20 protein-coding genes are annotated in these 23175 nt (G+C 65.5%); 11 read left to right on the forward strand and 9 right to left on the reverse strand.

Features of this window, described 5'->3' with window-relative positions; translation table 11 throughout:
• Positions 1 to 30: 30 nt before the first annotated feature.
• From ACZ52D_RS11460 to ACZ52D_RS11470, 3 genes are all read right to left on the reverse strand, one after another.
• Complete coding sequence (locus ACZ52D_RS11460) at positions 31 to 744, reverse strand: GntR family transcriptional regulator (RefSeq protein WP_464441391.1); 714 nt, start codon at positions 742 to 744, stop codon at positions 31 to 33.
• Between the two features lie 74 nt (positions 745 to 818).
• Positions 819 to 1976, reverse strand: coding sequence for an acetylornithine deacetylase (argE, locus tag ACZ52D_RS11465; protein WP_464441392.1), 1158 nt, complete (start codon positions 1974 to 1976; stop codon positions 819 to 821).
• A 5-nt stretch (positions 1977 to 1981) separates the two neighbouring features.
• On the reverse strand, positions 1982 to 3166 hold the full coding sequence (locus tag ACZ52D_RS11470) for a M24 family metallopeptidase (protein WP_464441393.1): 1185 nt from the start codon (positions 3164 to 3166) through the stop codon (positions 1982 to 1984).
• 259 nt (positions 3167 to 3425) lie between these two features.
• Between ACZ52D_RS11470 and ACZ52D_RS11475 the strand changes: the two genes are divergently transcribed.
• From ACZ52D_RS11475 to ACZ52D_RS11485, 3 genes are all read left to right on the forward strand, one after another.
• The gene (locus ACZ52D_RS11475; protein ID WP_369925536.1) at positions 3426 to 3905 is read left to right on the forward strand and encodes an Lrp/AsnC family transcriptional regulator; all 480 of its coding nucleotides are present in this window, start codon (positions 3426 to 3428) and stop codon (positions 3903 to 3905) included.
• A gap of 81 nt (positions 3906 to 3986) precedes the next feature.
• Positions 3987 to 5462, forward strand: coding sequence for an NAD-dependent succinate-semialdehyde dehydrogenase (locus ACZ52D_RS11480; RefSeq protein WP_464441394.1), 1476 nt, complete (start codon positions 3987 to 3989; stop codon positions 5460 to 5462).
• Positions 5463 to 5525: 63 nt separating this feature from the next.
• Positions 5526 to 6899, forward strand: coding sequence for an aminotransferase class III-fold pyridoxal phosphate-dependent enzyme (locus ACZ52D_RS11485; RefSeq protein WP_464441395.1), 1374 nt, complete (start codon positions 5526 to 5528; stop codon positions 6897 to 6899).
• A 104-nt stretch (positions 6900 to 7003) separates the two neighbouring features.
• Here the strand turns inward: ACZ52D_RS11485 and ACZ52D_RS11490 are convergent, their stop codons facing one another.
• The 6 genes from ACZ52D_RS11490 to ACZ52D_RS11515 form a co-directional block, all read right to left on the reverse strand.
• Positions 7004 to 7999 carry an ABC transporter ATP-binding protein gene (locus ACZ52D_RS11490; RefSeq protein ID WP_222455033.1) on the reverse strand — a complete coding sequence of 332 codons (996 nt, stop codon included), beginning with the start codon at positions 7997 to 7999 and terminating at the stop codon, positions 7004 to 7006.
• On the reverse strand, positions 7996 to 9030 hold the full coding sequence (locus ACZ52D_RS11495) for a Gfo/Idh/MocA family protein (RefSeq protein ID WP_464441396.1): 1035 nt from the start codon (positions 9028 to 9030) through the stop codon (positions 7996 to 7998). Before ACZ52D_RS11495 ends, ACZ52D_RS11490 begins: the two co-directional genes overlap by 4 nt.
• Positions 9027 to 9866: a carbohydrate ABC transporter permease gene (locus ACZ52D_RS11500; protein ID WP_464441397.1), complete on the reverse strand. Its 840-nt coding sequence runs from the start codon at positions 9864 to 9866 to the stop codon at positions 9027 to 9029. The genes ACZ52D_RS11495 and ACZ52D_RS11500 overlap by 4 nt, the downstream gene beginning before the upstream one ends.
• 12 nt (positions 9867 to 9878) lie before the next feature.
• Entirely contained in the window at positions 9879 to 10841 is a 963-nt protein-coding gene (locus tag ACZ52D_RS11505; protein ID WP_464443134.1) for a carbohydrate ABC transporter permease, read from the reverse strand.
• A gap of 184 nt (positions 10842 to 11025) precedes the next feature.
• Positions 11026 to 12282 carry an ABC transporter substrate-binding protein gene (locus tag ACZ52D_RS11510; protein WP_464441398.1) on the reverse strand — a complete coding sequence of 419 codons (1257 nt, stop codon included), beginning with the start codon at positions 12280 to 12282 and terminating at the stop codon, positions 11026 to 11028.
• A 29-nt stretch (positions 12283 to 12311) separates the two neighbouring features.
• A complete protein-coding gene (locus ACZ52D_RS11515; protein WP_464441399.1) occupies positions 12312 to 13211 on the reverse strand; it encodes an N-acetylmuramic acid 6-phosphate etherase in 900 nt (299 codons plus the stop codon).
• 179 nt (positions 13212 to 13390) lie between these two features.
• Between ACZ52D_RS11515 and ACZ52D_RS11520 the strand changes: the two genes are divergently transcribed.
• The 8 genes from ACZ52D_RS11520 to pgi all read left to right on the forward strand — a co-directional run bounded on the left by ACZ52D_RS11520 (position 13391) and on the right by pgi (position 23076).
• A complete protein-coding gene (locus ACZ52D_RS11520; RefSeq protein ID WP_464441400.1) occupies positions 13391 to 14257 on the forward strand; it encodes a glucosamine kinase nucleotide-binding domain-containing protein in 867 nt (288 codons plus the stop codon).
• Positions 14254 to 15009 (forward strand): GntR family transcriptional regulator, encoded by a 756-nt coding sequence (locus ACZ52D_RS11525; RefSeq protein WP_222455040.1) that lies wholly within the window; start codon positions 14254 to 14256, stop codon positions 15007 to 15009. Before ACZ52D_RS11520 ends, ACZ52D_RS11525 begins: the two co-directional genes overlap by 4 nt.
• 31 nt (positions 15010 to 15040) lie before the next feature.
• Complete coding sequence (locus ACZ52D_RS11530) at positions 15041 to 16069, forward strand: SIS domain-containing protein (RefSeq protein ID WP_464441401.1); 1029 nt, start codon at positions 15041 to 15043, stop codon at positions 16067 to 16069.
• Positions 16066 to 17199, forward strand: a complete 1134-nt coding sequence (nagA, locus tag ACZ52D_RS11535) for an N-acetylglucosamine-6-phosphate deacetylase (RefSeq protein WP_464441402.1) — start codon at positions 16066 to 16068, stop codon at positions 17197 to 17199. Before ACZ52D_RS11530 ends, nagA begins: the two co-directional genes overlap by 4 nt.
• Positions 17200 to 17486: 287 nt before the next feature.
• Positions 17487 to 18947 carry a glucose-6-phosphate dehydrogenase gene (gene zwf, locus ACZ52D_RS11540; protein WP_222455043.1) on the forward strand — a complete coding sequence of 487 codons (1461 nt, stop codon included), beginning with the start codon at positions 17487 to 17489 and terminating at the stop codon, positions 18945 to 18947.
• Positions 18948 to 18985: 38 nt separating this feature from the next.
• Positions 18986 to 20797, forward strand: coding sequence for a phosphogluconate dehydratase (gene edd, locus ACZ52D_RS11545; protein ID WP_464441403.1), 1812 nt, complete (start codon positions 18986 to 18988; stop codon positions 20795 to 20797).
• A gap of 3 nt (positions 20798 to 20800) precedes the next feature.
• A complete protein-coding gene (eda, locus tag ACZ52D_RS11550; protein ID WP_464441404.1) occupies positions 20801 to 21454 on the forward strand; it encodes a bifunctional 4-hydroxy-2-oxoglutarate aldolase/2-dehydro-3-deoxy-phosphogluconate aldolase in 654 nt (217 codons plus the stop codon).
• Positions 21451 to 23076, forward strand: a complete 1626-nt coding sequence (pgi, locus tag ACZ52D_RS11555) for a glucose-6-phosphate isomerase (protein WP_464441405.1) — start codon at positions 21451 to 21453, stop codon at positions 23074 to 23076. The genes eda and pgi overlap by 4 nt, the downstream gene beginning before the upstream one ends.
• Positions 23077 to 23175: the final 99 nt, after the last annotated feature.

The raw sequence follows: 23175 nt of genomic DNA on the forward strand, positions 1-23175 counted from the left end.
TCGTCGCTATTCCTTCCGAAGGCCGCGCTGTCACCCCGCGCGGCTTTCGTGAACGCCGACTGCCCGTGCGGCGCTTCGCATCCGGGTAAAACTCATCGAGATGTGGGCGCGTTGGATCAGGGCCACGGCCTCCATGTCCCCAAGTTCGACCGCGGCCAGGATTTCCTCGACCTCGCCGCCGAAGATGCGGATTTCCTCGTTCAGATCGATGATCGACGCAAAGACGGATTGCAGCCAGATACGCGTGGTCTGGAAATACAGCCGCTCGCTGACCTCGCGCAGGGCGAGGTTGTCAGTGATCTTCAAAAGCGCCTGGAAGAACGCCATGTTCAGCTCGGCAAATCTGCGTGGCTCCGGCGCGTCGGTCAGGCAGCGGACGCGTTCGGCCAAATCGCGAAATTCCGCCACCAGCTCGGCACTTGGGCGGGTGGGGGACAACCGTCCCGCCAGCCCCGCCAGTTCCATGCGCAGCCGATAGGTCTGTTCCAGCTCTTCGATGTCGGCGTCCGTTACGATCGTGCCGACCCCTTGAACGGAGCGCAGCAGCCCCTCGCATTCCAAGCGCACCAATACCCGTCGCAACGGTGTGCGCGAGACGCCGAACTCCTCGGCCAGCGCCGTTTCCGACAGCCGACTGCCCGGAGCATAGTCCAGTAGGCAGATTCGGTTGCGGATCTCGTGGTGAAGCCGCTCGAAACGGTCTCGGGCGGAGGCGTCGGACATGTCTGGTATCGGGGTGGTCACGGGTCAGCGCCTTGTGGTGAAAGGCGCAGGGTATCCCCGCGCCGTCCAAAGTGCAAAATCTTGGCTTCCGGCTGTCATACCAGTTTCGCCGACAGTCGCTCCAGCATGCCGAGGCACTGCGACATCTGGTCGATGCTGACGAATTCATCCGGCTTGTGCGCCTGCTCGATGGAGCCGGGACCGCAGACCACCACGCTCATGCCGAGGGTCTGGAAGATCCCCGCCTCGGTCCCGAAGGAGACCACATCGGCGTGGCGGCAGCCGGTCAGCTCCATCACGATGTCGCGGGCCTCGTTGTCGTCCATCGGCTGCAACCCGTCGATCTCGCCGATCACCTCGGTGTGGATGTCCGCCTCCGGGTGGGTCCGGCGCATCTGTGGGATCAGCTCGTCCTGGCACAGCTGGTGCAGAACGGTGCTGACGTAATCCGCGTCGCGGGGCTGCACCGGGCGCATCTCCCAGTCCACGCGGGCCTTGCCGGGTATCACGTTGTGGGCAACGCCGCCCACCAGCGCACCGGTGTTGATGGTGGTCCAGGGTGGGGTAAAGCGGCTGTCTGCCGGGGCGCGGGCCTGTAGTTCTGCCTTCAGTTCCAACAGCTTGGCGACATAGCGCACCGCGTATTCCACTGCGTTCACGCCCAGGTCGGGGCGGCTGCCGTGGCCCTCCAGCCCGGTAAAGCGGGTGGTGTACTCGTGGCAGCCCTTGTGACCTTCGATGATCTGCATCATCGTCGGTTCGCCGATGATGGCCACCGCCGGTCGCAGGTCGCGCTGCTGCAGCGCGCGGGCCAGTGCGCGGGCGCCGAAGCAGCCGATTTCCTCGTCATAGGTAAAGGCGAAATGCACCGGGCGCTGCAGCTCCATGCGGGCATAGCGCGGTGCCATGGCGGCGGCGGCGGCGATGAAGCCTTTCATGTCGCAGGCGCCGCGGCCGTACCATTTGCCGTCCCGTTCGGTCATGGTGAACGGGTCGCTTGACCAGTCCTGGTCGGCGACCGGCACCACGTCCGAGTGACCGGACAGCACGATGCCGCCATCGCGCTCCGGCCCGAGGGTGGCGAACAGGTTGGCCTTGGTGCCGGTTTCATCATGCCAGATGTCGACCCGCGCGCCGCAGCTGTGCAGATGGTCGGCCAGGTATTTGATCAGGCCAAGGTTGCTGTCAGCCGATACCGTGGGATAGCTGATCAGATCGCGCAGCAGCTGCCGCGTGTCGTCCAGTACGCTCATCGGGATCAGTCCTTCACAAACAGCTGGCGTTCGACGTTGCACAGCGCCTCGGCGGGGCCGTCGGGGCTGATCACGATGGTTTCGGTGGTCTCCAGCCCCCAGTTGTCCAGCCACAGCCCCGGCATGAAGTGGAAGGTCATCCCCGGCTGCAATACCGTGTCATCGGTGGAGCGCAGCGACACCGTGCGCTCGCCCCAGTCCGGCGGGTAGCTGAGGCCGACGGGGTAGCCGCAGCGGCCGTCGCGGTCGATCCCGGCCTTGGACAATTCGCGGTTCAGCGCCTTGGCGATGTCGCTGGCGCGGTTGCCGGGACGGGCGGCTTCCAGCCCCGCCTCCAGCCCGGCGGTCAGCGCCTTGGAGGCGTCGAGCATGTATTGCGGCGGCTTGCCCAGGAACACCGAGCGGCACAGTGGCGCGTGATAGCGCCGGTAGCAGCCGGAGAGCTCGAAAAAGGTGATCTCTCCCTGTTTCATCCGGTCGCCGTTCCAGGTGAGATGCGGCGCGGTCGCGTCCAGCCCGGAGGGGGCCAGCGGCACGATCGCCGGGTAGTCGCCCCAGTCGTCGCCCACGCCCATCAGGGCGGCGCGGGAAATCTCCGCCACCAGCTCATTCTTGCGCAGGCCGGGCTCGGCGCGCTCCAGGGCCAGCCGCACAATCTTTTCCGAGATGCGCGCGGCCTTGCGGATGAACTCCATCTCCTCGGCCGATTTGACGCCGCGCTGCCAGTTCACCAGCGCGGTGGCATCGGCAAAGGAGGCGTTCGGCAGGGTGGCGGTCAGCACCGCGTGGGCCTTGGCGGAGTAATAGTAGTTCTCCATCTCGACGCCGATGCGCGCCTTGCCGTGGCCCATCTCGCACAGCCGCTGCGCCAGATCCTGCATCGGGTGGCGGCTGGTGGACTGCACGTAGCTGTCGTCATAGCCCAGCACCTGCTCGTCCTCCATCCAGACGGTGCGGCACGCGCCGTTGGCGTCCATCTCGCGCCCCCACCAGATGGGATCGCCCTCCAGTCCCAGCAGCACGCCCTGATGCACGTAGAACGACCAGCCGTCATAGCCGGTCAGCCAGGCCTGGTTCGACGGGTCGGTGACAAACAGCACGTCAATGCCCGCCGTCACCATGGCAGCACGTGTGATGGACAGGCGGCGGTTGTACTCTTCCTGGCTGAAGGGCGCGTGTTCAATGGGCATTGGGACCTCGCAAGTGAAGGGTGGTTGTGCACAGGCGCGAGTCGCGGGATGTGTCACATGGAGGATAGTCGCGCCGGAGCGACCGTATCGTCAGTTTGCGACCCGTTTGGGTCGTATTTTGCAGGCGATCGTCCCGTCATGCGAACGTCTTGTATACAACTAGCCTGAAATGCGGGCGCGGCCATGCGCGTCTGCCTGCACGGCGGGCAGTGCGCCGCGGGTGGTTGACGGCGGCGCCAATCGGGGGAAGTCTGCGCCCATGCAATTGGATGAACGGGACATACGGATCTTATCGGTGCTGTCGCAGGACGGGCGGATCACCAAGGCGGCGCTGGCCGAGCGGATCGGCCTGTCGCCCACGCCCTGCTGGGAGCGGCTGAACCGGCTGGAAAAGGCCGGTTTCATCGAAGGCTACGGCGCGCGCATCAATCTCAAGAAGCTGGCGCCGCATGTCACTGTCTTTGTCGCGGCAGAGATCGCCGACCACACCGCCGCCAGCTTTCGCGCCTTTGAAAGCGCGATGCAGCGCTATGACGAGGTGGTCGCCTGCTGGGCGCTGGGCGGCGGGTTTGACTATATCCTGCAGATCGTCACCCGTGACATCGACGCCTATCAGCGGCTGATCGACGAGATGCTCGACGCCCGCATCGGTCTGTCGCGCTATTTCACCTATATCGTCACCAAGCCGGTGAAGGGCGCGGCGATGCCTCCTCTGGAAATTCTGCTCTCCGGCAGGTGAATCCTCTGCTTCAGGGGCAATCTTTGGCCGGAACCTCCGCCGCAAGCTGTCAGAGTCTTCTGTGACAACAGGAGGCAAAGCATGTCTGATACAGCCCTATCCGCACGTGCGGACATCCAGGACAAGGCGCTGGTGCGCTCGTTTTCCTATGTGAACGGCAAATGGTGCGTGGCGCAGTCCGGCGAGACCTTCCCGGTGAGCGACCCGGCCAGCGGTGCCTTTCTGGGCGATGTCGCCGCCCTCAGCGCAGAGGAATCCTCTGCTGCAGTGGATGCGGCGCAGGCGGCGTTTGCCGACTGGTCCACCCGCCTGCCGCAGGAGCGCGCCGCGGTGCTGCGCCGCTGGCATGATCTGCAGCTGGCCCACAAGGAGGATCTGGCCCGCATCATGGTGCTGGAGCAGGGCAAGCCGATTTCCGAGGCGCGCGGCGAGATCGAATATGGCGCCGACTTCGTTGAATACTACGCCGAGGAAGCCAAACGCCCCAATATCGAGGGCGTCACCAGCCATCTGCCCGACGCCGAGATGGAGCTGTGGCGCGAGCCGGTGGGCGTGGCCGCGCTGATCACGCCGTGGAACTTCCCCTCGGCGATGCTGACGCGCAAGGCGGCGGCGGCGCTGGCAGCGGGCTGTACCGTGGTGGCGCATCCTTCGGCCGAGACCCCGTTCAGCGCCCTGGCGCTGGCCGAGCTGGCCGAACGCGCGGGCTTTCCGCCCGGCGTGTTCAACGTGGTGACCGGCAATGCGCCCACGGTGGTGGAGCCCTGGACCGCAGATGCGCGGGTGCGCGCCTTGTCCTTCACAGGCTCGACCGAGGTGGGCAAGCTGTTGTACCGCCAATGCGCCGGCACGGTGAAGCGGCTGGTGATGGAGCTGGGCGGCCACGCGCCGGTGCTGGTGTTCAAGGGCGCGGATCTGGACAATGCGGTGGCCGAGACCATCAAGGCGAAATTCGCCACTTCGGGCCAGGATTGCCTGGGCGCCAATCGGATCTATGTCGAGCGGGCGATCTATGACGAGTTCTGCGCCCGCTTCACCGCCGCCGCACGGGCGCTGACCGTGGGCACCGGCATGGAGGATCCCGACATCGGTCCGCTGATGAACGAACAGGCGGTGGCCAAGCAGGAGGCCCATGTGGCCGATGCGCTGGCCAAGGGGGCAAAACTGGCCTGCGGCGGGGAACGCCACCCGCTGGGGCCGCTGTTCTACCGCCCCACGGTGCTCACGGATGTGCCGCCGGATGCGGATATCCTGCACCAGGAGACCTTTGGACCCGTCGCGCCGATCCTGCCCTTTGATACCGAAGAAGAGGCGGTGGCGCGGGCGAATGACAGCGAATACGGGCTGGTGGCCTATGTCCACAGCCATGACCCGCGCCGCATCTACCGGCTGAGCCGGGCGCTGCAATACGGCATGGTTGCGGTGAACCGCACCAAGGTGACCGGCGCGCCGATCCCCTTTGGCGGCACCAAGCAGTCCGGCCTGGGCCGCGAGGGCGCGCGGCTGGGCATGGAGGCGTTCACCGAGGTCAAATACGTCTGCCGCGACTGGGCGTAAGGTGCGCACCACGCAGAATGATCCGCCGGACGGGCGGGACGGGAATTACAGGAAGGACAAGACATGCTGAAGAATGACCAGCTGGACCAATGGGACCGCGACAACTTTTTCCACCCCTCGACGCATCTGGCGCAGCACGCCCGCGGTGAAAGCCCGGCCCGCGTGATCCAGACCGCGCAAGGCGCCCATATCGAGGACCGCGACGGCAACCGTCTGCTGGACGCCTTTGCCGGGCTCTATTGCGTCAACGTCGGCTACGGCCGCCAGGAAATCGCCGAAGCCATCGCCGCGCAGGCGCGGGAGCTGGCCTATTACCATTCCTACGTCGGGCACGGCACCGAGGCGTCAATCACCCTGGCCAAGATGATCCTCGACCGCGCGCCCTCGAACATGTCGAAGGTCTATTTCGGCCTCGGCGGCTCGGACGCCAATGAAACCAACGTCAAGCTGATCTGGTATTACAACAACATCCTGGGTCGCCCGCAGAAGAAGAAGATTATCTCGCGCTGGCGCGGCTATCATGGCTCGGGGCTGGTCACCGGCTCGCTGACGGGGCTGGAGCTGTTCCACAAGAAGTTCGACCTGCCGGTGGAGCAGGTGATCCACATCGAGGCGCCCTATTACTTCCGTCGCGCCGATCTGAACCAGACCGAGGAGCAGTTCGTGGCCCATTGCGCGGCTGAGCTGGAGGCGCTGATCGAACGCGAGGGCGCGGACACCATCGCGGCCTTCATCGGCGAGCCGGTGCTGGGAACCGGCGGCATCGTGCCGCCGCCCGCGGGCTACTGGGCGGCCATCCAGGCGGTTCTGAAGAAACACGACATCCTGCTGGTGGCGGATGAGGTGGTGACCGGCTTCGGGCGGCTTGGATCGATGTTCGGCTCTGACCACTACGGAATCGAGGCTGACATCATCACCATCGCCAAGGGGCTGACATCGGCCTATGCGCCGCTGTCCGGCTCGATCGTCAGCGACAAGGTCTGGAAGGTGCTGGAGCAGGGCACCGATGAAAACGGCCCGATCGGCCACGGCTGGACCTATTCGGCGCACCCCATCGGGGCCGCGGCGGGGGTTGCGAACCTCAAGCTGCTGGATGAGCTGAACCTGATCACCAACGCGGGCGAGACTGGTGCCTATCTCAACGCCACCATGGCCGAGGCGCTGGGCAGCCACCCGCACGTGGGCGATATCCGCGGCGAGGGGATGCTCTGCGCAGTGGAGTTCGTGAAGGATCGCGACAGTCGCAGCTTCTTTGATGCGGCGGACAAGATCGGCCCGCAGATCGCGGCCAAGCTGTTGGAGCAGGACAAGATCATCGCGCGGGCGATGCCGCAGGGCGACATCCTGGGCTTTGCGCCGCCGTTCTGCCTGACGCGGGCCGAGGCCGACCAGGTGGTCGATGGCACCCTGCGGGCGGTCAAGGCGGTACTGGGCTGACCGGACGGCCGGGCCAGAGATGCCTGCGCGATGATTGCGGCGGCGGATGGGGGATCCGCCGCCGCTCATTGTTCTGTGATGACTGATGGGCGTTGCGCTGTGGGTCAGCGCAGGCGCTGGCCGCCTTCGTCGAAGTAATAGGCGCGGCTGGGGTCAAAGCCGAAGCGGGCATCCTGGCCTGCGCGGATGTCGTGCTGGCCGAACAGGCGGATGGTCAGCGGTGCGCTGGGGGTCTCGAGGATCACGTTGGTGTCGCCGCCCAGCTGTTCCACGTGCGACACTCGGCCTGCAATCGGGCCGCCGCCTTCCAGCCGGATGTCCTCGGGGCGGATGCCCATTTCGCGCGGATCGCCGGGATTCAGCGCCTCGGCAGGCAGGAAGTTCATCGACGGCGCGCCGAGGAAACCCGCGACAAAGCGGTTTGCAGGGTCGTTATACAACTCCATCGGGCTGCCGATCTGCTCGACCCGGCCGTCGCGCAGCACCACGATCTTGTCGGCCAGCGTCATCGCCTCGGTCTGGTCGTGGGTCACATAGATCATCGAGGCCGACAGCTGGCGGTGCAGGTTGGCGATTTCGATCCGCGTGTTCATCCGCAGCGCGGCGTCCAGGTTCGACAGCGGCTCGTCGAACAGGAACAGCTTGGGCTGGCGCACGATGGCACGGCCGATGGCAACCCGCTGGCGCTGACCGCCGGACAGCTCCGACGGGTAGCGGTCCAGGTAGGGTTCCAGCCCCAGCATCCGGCTGGCCTCGGCGACGCGCTCCTCGATCACCGCCTTGGGCTGGCGTTCCTGTTTCAGCGCGAGGGTCATGTTGCCGCGCACGTTCAGATGCGGGTAGAGCGCGTAGCTCTGGAATACCATGGCGATGCCACGCTTGGAGGGCGGCGTCAGGTTGACCTGCTCGCCAGCGATGTGGATCTCGCCCGAGGTCGCATCCTCCAGCCCCGCGATTACCCGCAAGAGGGTGGACTTGCCGCAGCCCGAGGGGCCGACGAAGACCACGAATTCGCCGTCCTCGACCTCAAGATTGATGTCCTTCAGAACATGCACCGGGCCAAAGGATTTGTTGACGTTTTTCAGGGACAGGGCGGTCATTTTGCGGCCTCCTCAAGTGTAACAGGTTGGCCGGTGCGGATGCTGTGATCCGCAGCCAGGCAAATGGCAAGGGACTGGACGGCGTCATTCATGTGCCGGGTCAGGTCGTGGTCTTCGATGATGGCGCGCAGCATGGCGTGCTGCTCTGCATCGCACAGCGCCTGGTGGCCGGGCTCATCCGGCAGGTCGATGTAGCGGTCGCCCTCGGCGCGGTGCAGCAGGATGCTACCGACACGGGTGTGGCCGTCCACGTCAGACGATCCGGCCTTGTCGGTCTCGGTGATGGAAACCGAGCCGTTCGGCGTGATGATGTCCTTCACGAAAAACGCGGTTTCCGACATCATCGGCCCCCAGCCGGCTTCGTACCAGCCGGTCGAGCCATCGGCAAAGATCACCTGGAACTGGCCGTAGTTGTACATGTCCTCGGCGATTTCATCCGACAGGCGCAGCCCCATGCCATGCACGCGCACGGGCTCAGCATCGGTGATTTGGCACATCACGTCTACGTAATGCACGCCGCAGTCAACAATCGGGCTGGTGGTCTGCATCAGCGCCTTGTGGGTCTCCCACTCAGCGCCGCTCGATTGCTGGTTCAGGTTCATGCGGAACACATACGGCCCACCCAGATCACGGGCCTCGGCGATCAGGCGCTGCCAGCTGGGGTGGTGGCGCAGGATGTAGCCGACCATCAGCTTGCGGTTGGTCTGTTGCGCGGTGGCAACCACGCGGCGGGCATCCGCCACGTTGGTCGCCAGCGGTTTTTCCACAAACACATGCGCCCCGGCTTGCATCGCTGCACAGGCATAGTCGGCGTGGCTGTCGGAATAGGTGGCGATCACCACCAGATCCGGCTTCACCTCGGCCAGCGCCTGATGGAAATCGGTGAACACAGGGTAGCCTTGCAGGTCAGCGTGGCCCACCTCGCCGGAGCGGTTCACCAGGCCGACGATCTCAGCCTCTGGGTGGGTGTGGTGGGCCAGCGCATGGGACAGCCCCATGTTGCCCAGGCCTGCTATCAGTACCCGGATCATTTGACCGCCCCCGAGGTAATGCCGCGGATCAGCTGGCGTGAGAAGATCACGTAGAGCACCAGCACCGGCAGGATCGCCAGGCTCAGCGCCGACAGCACAGCGTTCCAGTTGGTGACGAACTGGCCGATGAACACCTGACTGCCGAGGGTCAGGGTCTTGGTTTCCTCGGCCGGGGCCAGGATCAGCGGGAACCACAGGTCGTTCCAGATCGGGATCATGTTGAACACCGCCACCGTCGCCATCGCCGGGCGCACCAGCGGCAGCACCAGCCGGAAGAAGATGGTATATTCGCTGAGCCCGTCGATACGTCCGGCGTTCTTCAGGTCATCACTCACCTGTTTCATGAATTCGCTGAGGATGAACACCGCGAGCGGCAGCCCTTGGGCCGTATACACGAGGATCAGTGCCCAGAGGGTGTTCACGAGGCCGGAGGCCACCATCATTTCAAGGATGGCCACGGTGCCGATGCGGATCGGGATCATGATCCCCAGCGCCAGATACAGCCCCAGCAGAGTGCTGCCGCGGAACTTGTATTCACTCAGCGCATAGGCCGCCATGGCGCCAAACAGCAGCACCAGCGTGAGCGAGGCCACGGTGACGATCATCGAGTTCTGGAAGTAGAGGAAGAAATCCCCCTGTTTCATCACTGTCTGATAGCCGATCAGGCTGAAGCTGTCCGCGTCGGGCAGGGCCAGAGGTTCGCGAAAGATCGCCTTGCGGGTCTTGAAGCTGTTGATCAGGATCACGAATACCGGGAACAGCGCAATCAGCGTGTAGAGGATCAGCGCGCCGTGCATGGCGAAGGTGTTGATCGGGTTGGAGCGGGCCTTGTTCATGTCATCTGCTCCTTACAGCTGGTACCGGCGCATCCGGGTCTGGATGCCGAACAGGTGGATGCAGACACCCACCAGGATGATCGCGAACATGGCGCTGGCGATGGCGGAACCCATGTGCGGATCGCCAAGCTGCAGCTGGAAGCCAAAGAAGGTGCGATACATGAAGGTGCCCAGGATATCGGTCGAGAAATCCGGCCCCGCCAGCGCGCCCTGCGACGCGTAGATCAGGTCGAAGGCGTTGAAGTTGCCGACAAAAGTCAGGATCGAGATGATCCCGATGGAGGGCAGGATCAGCGGCAGCTTGATCTTCCAGAAGGCGGCAAAGCCGGTGATGCCGTCGATTTCACCCGCTTCCAGGACTTCCTCGGGGATCGACAGAAGTGCCGCGTAGATCAGCATCATCGGGATGCCGACGAACTGCCACACGGAAATCAGCGCCAGCGTGGTCAGCGCGTATTCTTCCTTGCCCAGCCAGGGCGCGAACAGCGACTTCAGCCCGACCGCATCCAGCATCGAGGGTGCGATGCCCCAGATCGGCGACAGGATCAGTTTCCAGGCAAAGCCGACGATCACGAAGCTGAGGATGGTCGGGATGAAGATGGCCGAGCGGTAGAGTGCCGCAAAGCGCAGCCGCGGGTGGCTCAGCAGTGCGGCCAGAGCGATGCCGATGGGATTCTGCACCAGCATATGCACGAGGAAGAACCAGAAATTGTTGCCCAGGGCGTTCCAGAACTGCTCTGACCAGATCGGGTCGAAGAACAGCGTCTGGAAATTGGCCAGCCCGGCCCAGACCCGCTCCTGATCAATGCGCGTATAAAGCGCCAGCCGCAGCGTGTTGAACAGCGGAAAGATCATCACCGCGGTATAGATCAGCACCGCGGGCGCCAGGAACACGACGACGTGCAGGCGCGGGCGGCGGCGCTTCTTCGTGGCAGGAGCAGTGGCGGCGGCGGCCTGTGGCGCCGCGGCGGCCATTGCGCCGGCTTGTGCCACGGTCTGCGGGGTGCCGCTTTGTGAAGGGCGGGACATGGGCAATTCCTCCATGTGTCAGGGGTGCGCCGACGGGGCGGTCGGCAGGTCGGTCCGGCGGGGCGCGCGGACAACTGATCTGGACGATCGGGGGTGCGGGGCGCAACGCAGGCTGCGCCCCGCGGTCAGCTTAGTTCTGCTGCGGTTCGTACCAGCTGGCCAGCCCGTCCTGCAGCTTCTGGCCCAGAGCCTCGGGTGTTTCGGTGCCCTTGATGGCAGCGACCGATGCGCCCCAGGTCTCGTTTTCCAGGTTCGGCGTGCCGCGCGACAGGATCTGGTAGGTGGAGCGGATGGTGCTCTCGCAGTCGTCGCGCCAGCTCAGGAACTCCTGCGCCAGCGGGTCCTCCAGCTCGACCGGGGCGCTGGACAGCGGGAAGAAGCCGGGCAGGGCGTTGGCAAAGATCTCTGCAAACTCGGGGCTGGCGACCCAGGTCAGGAAGGTCTTGGCGGCCTCGGGATTGTCGGTGGCGGCGTTCATGCCGATGCCGATGTCGGTGTGATCCGAGATATAGCAGGTGTCGCCCGCGTTCTGCACCGGCGGGTTGAACACGCCCATTTCGAAATCCGCCTGCGCGTTGAAGCCGGAGATTTCCCAGCTGCCTGCCGGGTAGATCGCGGCGCGGCCCAGCGTGAACAGGTTCTGGCTGTCGGGATAGGTCTGTGCCTCGTACCCGTCCCCCAGGTAGTCGGCCCATTTTGCCAGCGTTGCAAAGGGGGCGGTCCACTGCTCGTCGGTCAGCTTTTGCTCGCCTGCGATCAGCGCCAGGCGGCCTTCTTCGCCCTTCCAGTAGTTCGGACCGATGTTGTTGTACCCCATGGTGGCAGCTTCCCATTGGTCGTTGGTGCCCATCGCCAGGGGGATATAGCTGCCGTCTTCCTTGATCTTGTCGAGCGCGGCAAAGAACTCCGTTTCGGTTTTGGGCTCTTCGAGGCCCAGCTCGTCAAAGATTTCCTTGTTGTAGATGAAGCCGTGGATCACGCTGGCCATCGGCATGCAGAATGTGGCTGAGCCATCATCGGTCTGCCAGGCGGATTTGGCGACATCCGGGAAGTTGCCCATCGCCTCCATGTCGCTGAGGTCGGTCAGGTGACCGGCTTCATACAGCGCCAGCGAGGCGTCGAAGGGGCGGCAGGTGATCAGATCGCCGGCCGACCCTGCGTCCAGCTTGGAGTTCAGCACGGCATTGTACTCCGCCGGGGCCGAGGGCGTGAACTTGATCTTGATGCCGGGGTGCTTGGCTTCAAAAGCGGGGATGATCTTGTCCTGCCACAGGGTCAGGTCGTCGTTGCGCCAGCTTTCGATGGTCAGCGTCGCATCTTCGGCAAAGGCGGCCGGGGCGCTTAGCGCGGTGGTGGCCAGCATGGCGATCAGGATCTTGCGGTTCATGTATTTTCTCCCAGTTTTTCTTCTTGAGTTCAGGCAGTTGGTTTCTTCAGCTGCTCAAGTGCCGGGCGCAGTCTGTCGCTGCTTGCCGACAACATTTCGGTGGCCTGTGCCATATCGGTTGCGCCTGCGCACAACAGGATGGCGGGTTTGACAGCCCCTCGCGACATCTCCAGCGCGGTGCGGGCCTGCGCCTGTGTTGCGCCGGTGATGCGCATCGCCACCGCCTCGGCGCGGGTGCGCAGCTTGGCGTTCTCGGCGCGAAAATTGACCATCATGCCGTTATGCACATGGCCCAGCTCGACGGCCATCAGGGTGGACAGCATGTTCAGCGCGATCTTCTGTGCCGTGCCAGCCCCCATCCGGGTCGAGCCGGAGACCAGCTCCGGCGCGGTTGCCAGCAGGATGGGGTGGTTGCTCAGCTCCAGCAGCGGGCAGCCGGGGTTGTTGGCGATGCCGACCACCGCGGCACCGGCCTTGCGTGCGATGCGCGCCGCCTCGAGGGTGAAGGGGGTGGTGCCGCTGGCCGAAACCACGAGCACCGTGTCATCGGGGGTCAGCAGCGCCAGGCCTTCGGTCAGGCCTTCGGTGTCGTCTTCAGTGGCACCGGGCATGCGCGCGCTTTGCGGCAGGCCGCCCGCCATCAGGATGTGAATGCGCGACTCGTCGATGCCAAAGGTTCCGCCGAGCTCCATCGCATCCGCCGCCGCCATCAGTCCGGAGGACCCCGCTGCCACATAGTACAGGTTGCCGGTGCCGCCCAGGCTGCGGGCCATGGCGCGAGCGCCGTTGCTGATTTCGGTCAGGGCGGCAAGCGGGCTGTCGGCCGCCTGCCGCTGGCTGTCTGCGAGCGCCCGGGCAATGGTGGTGAGCGGCTGGGTGTCCAGCCCTTCTGCCTGCGGATGCAGCTGTTCGGTGGTACGTGGCAGCACGGGGGTCCTCCTTGTTGGCTGATAGCATACCTATACAATACCACTTGTCCATGGTTAATTTTTGAAAGGCCAATTCTGCCGATATTTCAGCGGATTGATCGGTGTGGCGCCGAGATTGGTCTGTTTTCGCCTTTCTTTTTTGCAAGAGGTATCATATAGGTATTTTCATGATGACTGGTATGAACACTCCCATTTTGGCCGTGGATGGCGGCGGCACCAACTGTCGGATCGTCTGTTGCGCGGGCGGCCAGCGGCATGTGGTCGGGGTTGGGCCCGCCAATGTCGCCAGTGATTTCGAGGGTGCGGTGGCGCGAATCGTCGCCGGGCTGGAGCAGCTGGCTGGCCAGCTGCAGCAACCGCTTCGGACGCTGTGCCGCCAGCCTGCCTACCTGGGGTTGGCCGGTGTGACCGGCCCCCAGATGGCGGCGCGGGTGGCAGAGGCGCTGCCGCTTGAGTTGCTGCGGGTCGAGGATGACCGGCGTTCCGCGCTGGTCGGCGCCCATGCCGGTGGGGATGGTGCCATCGCCCATTGTGGCACCGGCTCCTTTCTGGCGCTACAGCGGCAGGGCGCACAGCGCTTTGCCGGCGGCTGGGGTGCGGTGCTGGGGGATGAAGCCTCGGCGCAATGGGTGGGTCGCAAGGCGTTGTCCGCGGCGCTTGATGTGGTGGATGGCCTGACCGATTCGACGGATCTGACCGAGGCGCTGCTGCGCGAGTTTGATGGTCCGGCCGGTATCGTGGCCTTCGCCGGTCAGGCGCGCCCTTACGAGGTTGGCCAGGTCGCGCGCAAGGTCACGGCGGCGGCGGAAGTGGGGGATGCGGTCGGTGTTGCGCTGATGCGGGAGGCGGCGATGCAGTTGTTGCAGGTGCTGGAACGCATGGGATGGACGCCGGAGCTGCCGCTCTGCCTTACGGGGGGTATCGGGCCGCAGTATGAACCCTATCTGCCGGAGGCTGCGCGCGCGGCTCTGGTCGCGCCGCAGGGGGCGCCGCTGGAGGGCGCCATCACCCTTGCGCAGTCTTTTGCAGTGGAGGTGCAGTCATGAATGCGGCAGCTTTTCTGGCACCTGACGACTGGTTGAATGAGGCCGATGGCCCGCGTTACGTCCGGCTGCGTCAGCGGCTGGAGGAGGGGATCGAATCCGGGGTTCTGCCGCCCAATTCCTCGCTGCCGCCGGAACGGGAAATGGCCGAGATCACCGGCCTGTCACGGGTCACCGTGCGCAAAGCGATTCAGGAACTGGTCAGGCGTGGCAGCATCGTGCAGCGGCAAGGCTCAGGATCCTTTGTGCGCGATGCCGCGCCGCGGGTCGAGCAATCCCTGTCGCATCTCACCTCCTTCAGCGAGGATATGCGCCAGCGCGGTATGGAGGTCAGCTCCAAATGGCTTGAGCGGGGCGTGTTCCTGCCGTCGCCGGAAGAGGTGGCGACGCTCGGGCTGGCGAGTGATGCCCAGGTGGCGCGGATCTGCCGTCTGCGCGAAGCGGGCGGGCGTCCGATGGCGGTGGAGCGCGCGGCGCTGCCGCTGGATATCCTTCCGAACCCCTTGGCGGTGCGCGATTCGCTTTACGAACTGCTGGAGAAGGACGGGCTGCGGCCGGTTCGCGCGATCCAGAAAATCTCGGCCGTCAACCTTGGCCCGGCAGACGCGGAATTGCTGGGCGTGGCCGAGGGCGACGCCGGGCTGCGCATCCAGCGGATTTCGTATCTCGACAGCGGCCGCGTGGCCGAATTCACCCGCTCGCTTTACCGCGGCGACGCCTATGACTTCGTGGCCGAGCTGCGCTTGACCCCGTGACCCCGAAACCCGACTTGAGAGGGCTGCCAAGATGACGTCCACCAAAACCCTGATGCGTCAGGAAATCGAAGAGATCCCGGTTGCCGCAGAGCGCCTGCTGACCGGCGGCGGCGAGGCGGTTGCCGCCGCTGCCGCGATGGCCCGTGCGGGCGGGATGCGGTTCATGATGTCGGTGGCGCGCGGCTCCTCCGACCATGCCTGCACCTATCTGAAATACGCCAGTGAACTGACGCTGGGCCTGCCGATGGCGTCGGTCGGCCCTTCGGTGGCCTCGGTGTACGGCGCAGAGTTGCAAGCAGCCGGGGCGCTGTGCCTCGCGATCTCGCAGTCGGGGCAAAGCCCGGACATCGTGCGGCTGACCGAAAGCGCGCGCGCCTCCGGCGCCAGCACCGTGGCGTTCACCAATGATCCCAGGTCGCGGCTGGCTGGCGTGGCCGAGGCGACGCTGCAGCTCCACGCCGGGCCGGAGCGCAGCGTGGCGGCAACCAAGACCTTCGTGACCTCGCTGATTGCCGGTTTGTGGCTGATTGCCGAGCTGAAGGTAGACGAGGATCTGCTGGCGGCGCTGCACAAACTGCCGGAGCATCTGGAGGCCGCCACCCGCTGCGACTGGGGCGCGGCCGCGGCGGCGATCACCGGCAGCTCCCTGTTCACCCTGGGGCGCGGCCCGAGCCTTGCGATCTCCAACGAGGCGGCGCTGAAGTTCAAGGAGACCTGCCAGATCCACGCCGAGAGCTATTCCTCGGCCGAGGTTCTGCACGGGCCGGTCTCGATCGTCGACAGCGGCTTTCCCGTTATCGCCTTTGCCGCCGCCGATGCGGCAGAACCGCTGCTGGCCGAGGTTGCGGATGCGCTGGCGGCCAAGGGCGCGCAGGTCTTTGCTGTCACCGATCAGGTCAAACAGGCGCAGATCCTGCCGCATGTACGTACCGGCCACTGGCTGGCGGATCCGATCGCGGCGATCGTCTCCTTCTATGCTATGGTCGAGCAGGTGGCCGCGCAGCGGGGCATCAACCCGGATGCGCCGCGCCACCTCAAGAAAGTGACGGAAACGGTATGAGCGCGCAGGCAACCCTCTATCGTGGCGGGCGGATCTTTGACGGTGTCCGCTTCCACGAGGGCGCAGCGCTGCGCACCGAGGCGGGCCGGGTCACCGCCCTGGGGGCGGAGGCCGAAGAGCAGGGCGGCGATATCGTGGATCTGAACGGCGATATCCTGTCGCCGGGCTATGTCGACCTGCAGGTCAACGGCGGTGGCGGGGTCCTGTTCAACGCCGAGCCGACGGTCGATGCGCTCGCCTGCATGGCCGCGGCGCATCGTTCGCTGGGCGCAACTTCGATCCTGCCGACGCTGATTACCGATACGCCGGACAAGACACGCGCGGCGATTGCCGCAACGAAGGCGGCAATTGCGGCCGGGGTGCCGGGCATTGCCGGGCTGCATCTGGAAGGTCCGCATCTCTCGGTGGCTCGCAAGGGCGCGCATGAGGCGGCACTGGTGCGACCGATGGAGGCGACGGATATCGCCCTTCTGGTCGCGGCCGCGCAGGATCTTCCCGCACTGAAGATGACCCTTGCGCCGGAAAGCGTGACGCCTGCGCAGGTGCGCGAGTTGACCGCGGCGGGGGTGGTGGTCTCGCTTGGGCACACGGACGCGGATTTTGACACCTGCATGACCTACGCCGAGGCCGGTGCCAGCTGCGTCACCCATCTGTTCAACGCCATGAGCCAGCTGGGCAACCGCGAGCCGGGCCTTGTTGGCGCGGCGCTGGCGGCGCCGGGGTTGAATGCGGGGCTGATTGCCGACGGCATTCACGTGCACCCGCAAGTGATCCGCGCCGCCTGGGCTGCCAAGCGCGGTCCGGGACGTATTTTCCTGGTCAGCGACTCGATGTCGCCCGCGGGTACGGATCAGACAGAGTTCGAGCTGACCGGGCGCATGATCTCGCGCCGGGATGGGCGGCTGACGCTGGCGGACGGCACCCTGGCGGGGGCGGATCTGGATCTGACCACGGCACTGCGGGTGCTGACCGGAAAGGCGGATGTGCCGCTTGAGCAGGCATTGGCGGCAGCCACCAGCGTGCCTGCGGGGGTCGTCGGCCTGACCGGGGTGGGGCGGCTGCGGATTGGTGATGCGGCGGATCTCATCCGTATTGCCGGTGATCTGTCCTCCGTCGCCGTATTGGATTGAGTTGTCGGCGACATGTGCTCTGGACCCGGCGCGGGCTTGCCGCATCTGGTGTGGCAATGCCTCGGGCGCTTGCAATTGGGCCGGGTTGCGGCAAGATGCCCCGGTCAGCCGCGCGGCGGAACTGCCTTGACTTGACGCATCGTTATCGTTACCGTTACCGATAACATAAACACCCACCCGCTTGCATTGGCTTCCCGGCGGCGGCATGTCAAACTCAGCCGTGGCGACGCCGGGCTGATGGTATGCGTGAACCGGGCCGCCGGCCAGGGCTGACAGAGGTTGAATCAATGGTTTCGCGCGTCATTCCCGTCGCTCCTTTTGATCTGGTGCTGTTCGGTGCGACCGGCGATCTTGCGCGTCGCAAGATCCTGCCGGCCCTGTTTCACCGCTTTCAGATCGGTCAGTTCGGCAATGACTGCCGCATCATCGGCACCTCCCGCACCGAGCTGAGCGGCGAGGAGTTCCGCAGCCAGACCGCCGAGGCCATTCGCGACTTTGGCCAGGATGTCGAGACAACCGCCGAGGAGATCGCCGAGTTCACCCAGCTGTTGGACTATGTTGCGGTTGATGCGCGCGGCACCGGCGGCTGGGACCAGATCAACGAAAAGCTGCGCGATGACGCTGTGCGGGCCTTCTACCTGTCGGTGGGCCCGTCTCTGTTTCCCGACATCGCCCGCCGCCTCAGCGAGACCGGCATCGCCACACCGGAGAGCCGGATCGTTCTGGAAAAGCCCTTTGGCCATGATCTGGCCTCGGCGCAGGAGCTGAACGCCGCCCTGCGCGCTCATTTCCAGGAAAAGCAGATCTACCGGATCGACCACTATCTGGGCAAGGAAACCGTGCAGAACCTGATGGCGCTGCGCTTTGCCAACTCATTGTTCGAGCCGCTGTGGAACTCCTCCCATATCGATCACGTGCAGATCACCGTGGCCGAAAGCATCGGCGTCGAGGGGCGGGGCGAATACTACGATAAATCCGGCGCCATGCGGGACATGGTGCAGAACCACCTGATGCAGCTCTTGTGCCTCACCGCGATGGAGCCGCCGGCGCGGTTCACCCCCAACGCGGTGCGCGACGAAAAGGTCAAGGTGATCGAGGCGCTGCGCCCGGTGCCACAGACCAGCATTGCCCGTGGCCAGTACCGTGGTCGCAGTGATGGCGGTGCCGGGGACGGGTACCGCGACCATGCGGGCAACCCCGCCAGCCGCACCGAAAGCTATATCGCGCTCAAGGCCGAGGTCGCCAACTGGCGCTGGGCCGGTACGCCCTTCTACCTGCGCACCGGCAAGCGCCTGCGCGAACGTGTGAGCGAGATCGCGGTGTTCTTCCGCGACCCGCCGCACAATATCTTCGAAGGCTCCGGCCCGGTGCATGGCAACGTGCTGGTGATCCGCCTGCAGCCGGACGAGGGTATCACCCTGCGCACCACCATCAAGGATCCCGGCCCGGGCGGTATGCGCCTGACCGGCGCCAACCTCGACATGACCTTTGCCGAGGAACTGCCGGAATCGGGCCGCCCGCAGGACGCCTATGAACGGCTGATCATGGACGTGATCCGTGGCAACCAGACCCTGTTCATGCGCGGCGACGAGGTCGAGGCCGCCTGGGCCTGGGCCGACCCCATCATCGCCGGCTGGGAAGAGGGCGGAGAGGCGCCGCAACCCTATGACAGCGGCAGCGCCGGTCCCGATGACTCGCTATTGCTGATCCACCGCGACGGCCGCCGCTGGCGCGGCATCGGCAGCTGAACACCCGCAGCAGGACAGACACCGGAAAGGCATCTGACATGAGCTTGAACTCCACCTTGGCCGCGGTCACGGAACGTATCATCCGGCGCAGCGAAGAGACCCGCAGCACCTATCTGGAGCGGATGCGCGCGCAGGGGCGCAAAGGGCCTGCGCGGGCGCATCTGTCGTGCTCGGGTCAGGCGCATGCCTATGCTGCCGCCGGTCCCGACCAGTCGGCCCTGGCGGAGGCCACCACCGGCCATCTTGGCATCGTCACCGCCTACAATGACATGCTGTCGGCGCACCAGCCGTTTGAAACCTATCCGGCTCTGATCCGCGACGCGATCCGCGCTGCGGGTGGCACGGCGCAGGTGGCGGGCGGCGTGCCTGCGATGTGCGATGGCGTTACCCAGGGCGAGGCGGGCATGGAGCTGAGCCTGTTTTCCCGCGACACCATCGCCATGGCCACCGGGGTGGCGCTCAGCCACAACGTGTTCGACGCGGCTGTCTACCTCGGCGTCTGTGACAAGATCGTGCCTGGCCTGGTGATCGGCGCACAGGCGTTTGGCCATGTGCCTGCCGTGTTCCTGCCCGCAGGCCCGATGACCAGCGGCCTTGCCAATGACGACAAGGCCAAGATCCGTCAGAAATTCGCCGCCGGTGAGGTCAGCCGCGCAGAGCTGTTGAAGGCCGAGATGGCCGCCTATCACGGCCCCGGCACCTGCACCTTCTACGGCACCGCCAACACCAACCAGATGCTGATGGAGTTCATGGGGCTGCATCTGCCCGGCTCCTCCTTCGTCAATCCCGGCACGCCCCTGCGTGAGGCGCTGACGGTGGAGGGCGCAAAGCGTGCCCTGTCGCTCAGCGCGCTTGGCAACAATTACACCCCGGTCTGCGAGGTGCTGGACGAGAAGGCCTATGCAAATGGCATCGTCGGGCTGATGGCGACGGGCGGCTCCACCAACTTGCTGATCCATCTGATCGCCATGGCGCGGGCGGGCGGTATCATACTTGACTGGCAGGATTTCGCGGAGCTGTCGGACGCGGTGCCGCTGCTGGCGCGGGTCTACCCGAACGGGCTGGCCGACGTGAACCATTTCCACGCCGCGGGCGGGCTAGGCTACATGATCGGCGAATTGCTGAAGTCCGGCTTCCTGCACCCCGATACCCGCACCGTCGCGGGGGAGGGGCTGGAGCATTACGTGCAGGAACCTTTCCTGAGTGACGAAGGGCTGACCTATCGCCCCGGCCCGCGCAAGACCCTCAACGACAAGGTGCTGCGCCCGGCCTCGGACCCGTTCCAGAAAACCGGCGGGCTGAAGCGGCTGACCGGGAACCTCGGCACCGCGGTGATGAAGGTTTCGGCGGTCGCGCCCGAACATCACGTGGTCGAAGCGCCCGCACGGGTGTTCCACGACCAGGACGACGCCAAGGCCGCATTCAAGGCGGGCGAGCTCGCAGAAGGGGATGTGATCGTCGTGGTTCGCTTCCAAGGCCCCAAGGCCAACGGCATGCCGGAACTGCACAGCCTGACGCCCTTCCTGGGCATCATGCAGGGGCGCGGTCAGAAGGTGGCCCTGGTCACCGACGGGCGCATGTCGGGCGCTTCGGGGAAGGTGCCTGCCGCGATCCACGTGGTGCCAGAGGCGCTGGACGGCGGTCCGATTGCGAAAATCCGCGACGGTGACATGCTGCGCGTGGACGCCGTGAAGGGGACCCTTGAAATCCTCGATGAGAATGTGCTGGAGCGCGACAACGCCACGGCCGATCTGTCGTCCAGCCAGCATGGCACCGGACGAGAGCTGTTTTCCCTTTTCCGCCGCTCGGTCGCTTCGGCCGATGAAGGCGCAAGTGTATTTGGAGTTTAAGCAATGCCCATAACCGCACAGCAAGCCAGCCAGCGGACACGCGAAATTTGTGCCATGGCCCCGATTATGCCGGTGCTGGTGGTGGAGGATGCTGGCCACGCCCGTCCCTTGGCCGAAGCCCTGGTCGCCGGTGGCCTGCCTGCACTGGAGGTGACCCTGCGCACCGCCGCCGCGCTGGATGTGATCCGCGAGATGGCGCAGGTGCCCGGCGGCGTGGTCGGGGCGGGAACGCTGGTAACCCCCGCCGATGCCGAGGCCGCCAAGGACGCGGGTGCGCAGTTCGGCGTCTCGCCCGGTGCCACCGACGCGCTGCTGGATGCCTGTGAGCAGATCGGCCTGCCGATCCTGCCCGGTGCCGCGACCGCCAGCGAGGCGATGCGGCTGCTGGCGCGCGGCTACGACATGTTGAAATTCTTCCCGGCCGAGGCATCGGGCGGCGCGCCTGCGCTGAAAGCCATCGGGGCGCCGCTGCCACAGATCTCCTTCTGTCCGACCGGTGGCGTCAGCCCTGCCAATGCAGACAGCTACCTCAGCCTGTCCAACGTGGTTTGTGCCGGTGGGAGCTGGGTTGCCCCCAACGATCTGGTGCAGAGGGGGGATTGGGGCGCGATCAAACAGCTGGCCGCAGAGGCCAGCCAGCTAGGTGGCCGCAAATGACCGGCGCCTGGGATACGCTCGAAAAACTGCACGCCGATATCCGGGATCGCCGGATCCTGTCGCTGTTCGATGCGGATCCCGCCCGCTTTGACAGCTTCTCGGCAGAGGTAGACGGGCTGCTACTGGATTATTCCAAGACCAACATCGATGCCGAGACCCGCGCCGCGCTGCTGGAGCTGGCCGAGGCGGCAGACGTGCCCGGCCAGCGCGACCGGATGTTCAGTGGTGGCATCGTCAATAGCACCGAGGGCCGCGCGGTTCTGCACACTGCCCTGCGCGCACAGACCGCCGATCCGCTGCTGGTCGGCGGCCAGGATGTGCGTCCCGGCGTGGCAGAGATGCTGCGGCGGCTGGAAGAGTTTGCCGAATCCGTGCGCTCGGGGGCGCTTGCCACCCCGTCAGGACGCAAGTTCACCGATGTGGTCAACATCGGCATCGGCGGTTCCGATCTTGGCCCGCTGATGGCGGTACGTGCGCTCGCGCCCTACCACGACGGGCCTGCCTGCCACTTCGTCTCCAACATCGACGGCGCCCATGTATGCGACACGCTGGCGGCGCTGAACCCGGAAACGACGCTTGTCATCATCGCTTCCAAGACCTTCACCACGGTGGAGACGATGACCAACGCCGCCGCCGCGATCCGCTGGCTGGAAGCCGCTGTCGGCAAGGAGGCAGCCGGTCATCTGGCAGCCGTGTCCTCGGCGCCGGACCGGGCGGCCGAGCTGGGCATCACTGCCGACCGGGTGTTCGGCTTCGCCGATTGGGTTGGCGGACGCTATTCGCTGTGGGGGCCGGTGGGGCTGCCGATCATGCTGGCCATCGGGGCTGCGAACTTCCGCGATTTCCTGGCGGGTGGCGCGGCGATGGACGACCATTTCCGCAGCGCCGAGGCCGACCGGAACCTGCCCTTGATGATGGGGCTGGTCGGGATCTGGCACAACAACATCTGCGGCTATGACTCGCGGGCGGTGCTGCCGTATGACCAGCGGCTGGAACGGCTGCCTGCGTATCTCCAGCAGCTGGAGATGGAAAGCAACGGCAAGCGGACCAAGATGAACGGTGAAACCGTGGAGCGGGCGACCTGTCCCATCGTGTGGGGCGAGCCGGGCACCAATGGTCAGCACGCCTTCTACCAGCTGCTGCACCAGGGGACCCGGATCGTACCGGCCGAGTTCCTGATCGCAGCCGAGGCGCATGAGCCGGACTTGCAGCATCACCACGACCTGTTGAAGGCAAACTGCCTGGCGCAGTCCGAGGCGCTGATGTGCGGCCGGTCTCTGGAGGAGGCGCGCGACCTCGTCGCCAAATCCGGGCTGCCGGACGGAGATATCGAGGCCGAGACACTGGCCTGTCACCGCAGCTTCCCGGGCAACCGGCCCTCGGTCACGCTGGCCTACCCCAAGCTGACGCCCTTCGTGCTGGGCCAGATCATCGCGCTGTACGAACACCGGGTGTTTGTCGAGGGCGTGATCTGGGGCATCAATTCCTTCGATCAGTGGGGGGTGGAGCTGGGCAAGGAACTGGCCAACTCACTGCTGCCCATGGTTCAGGGGGCCTCGGCGGAGCGCAAGGATGGCTCCACCAGGGGGCTGCTGGCGAAACTCTCCGGATCAAGCGCATAAGGCAGCGCGGCCCCTAGGGGGCGGCGGGCCGGATGACGGTCGAACAAATCAAAGGGGGCGCATTGGCTGAACCAATGCGCCCCCGTTCTTTATGCGCGT

Source organism: Leisingera sp. S2M4 (genome assembly GCF_055398055.1).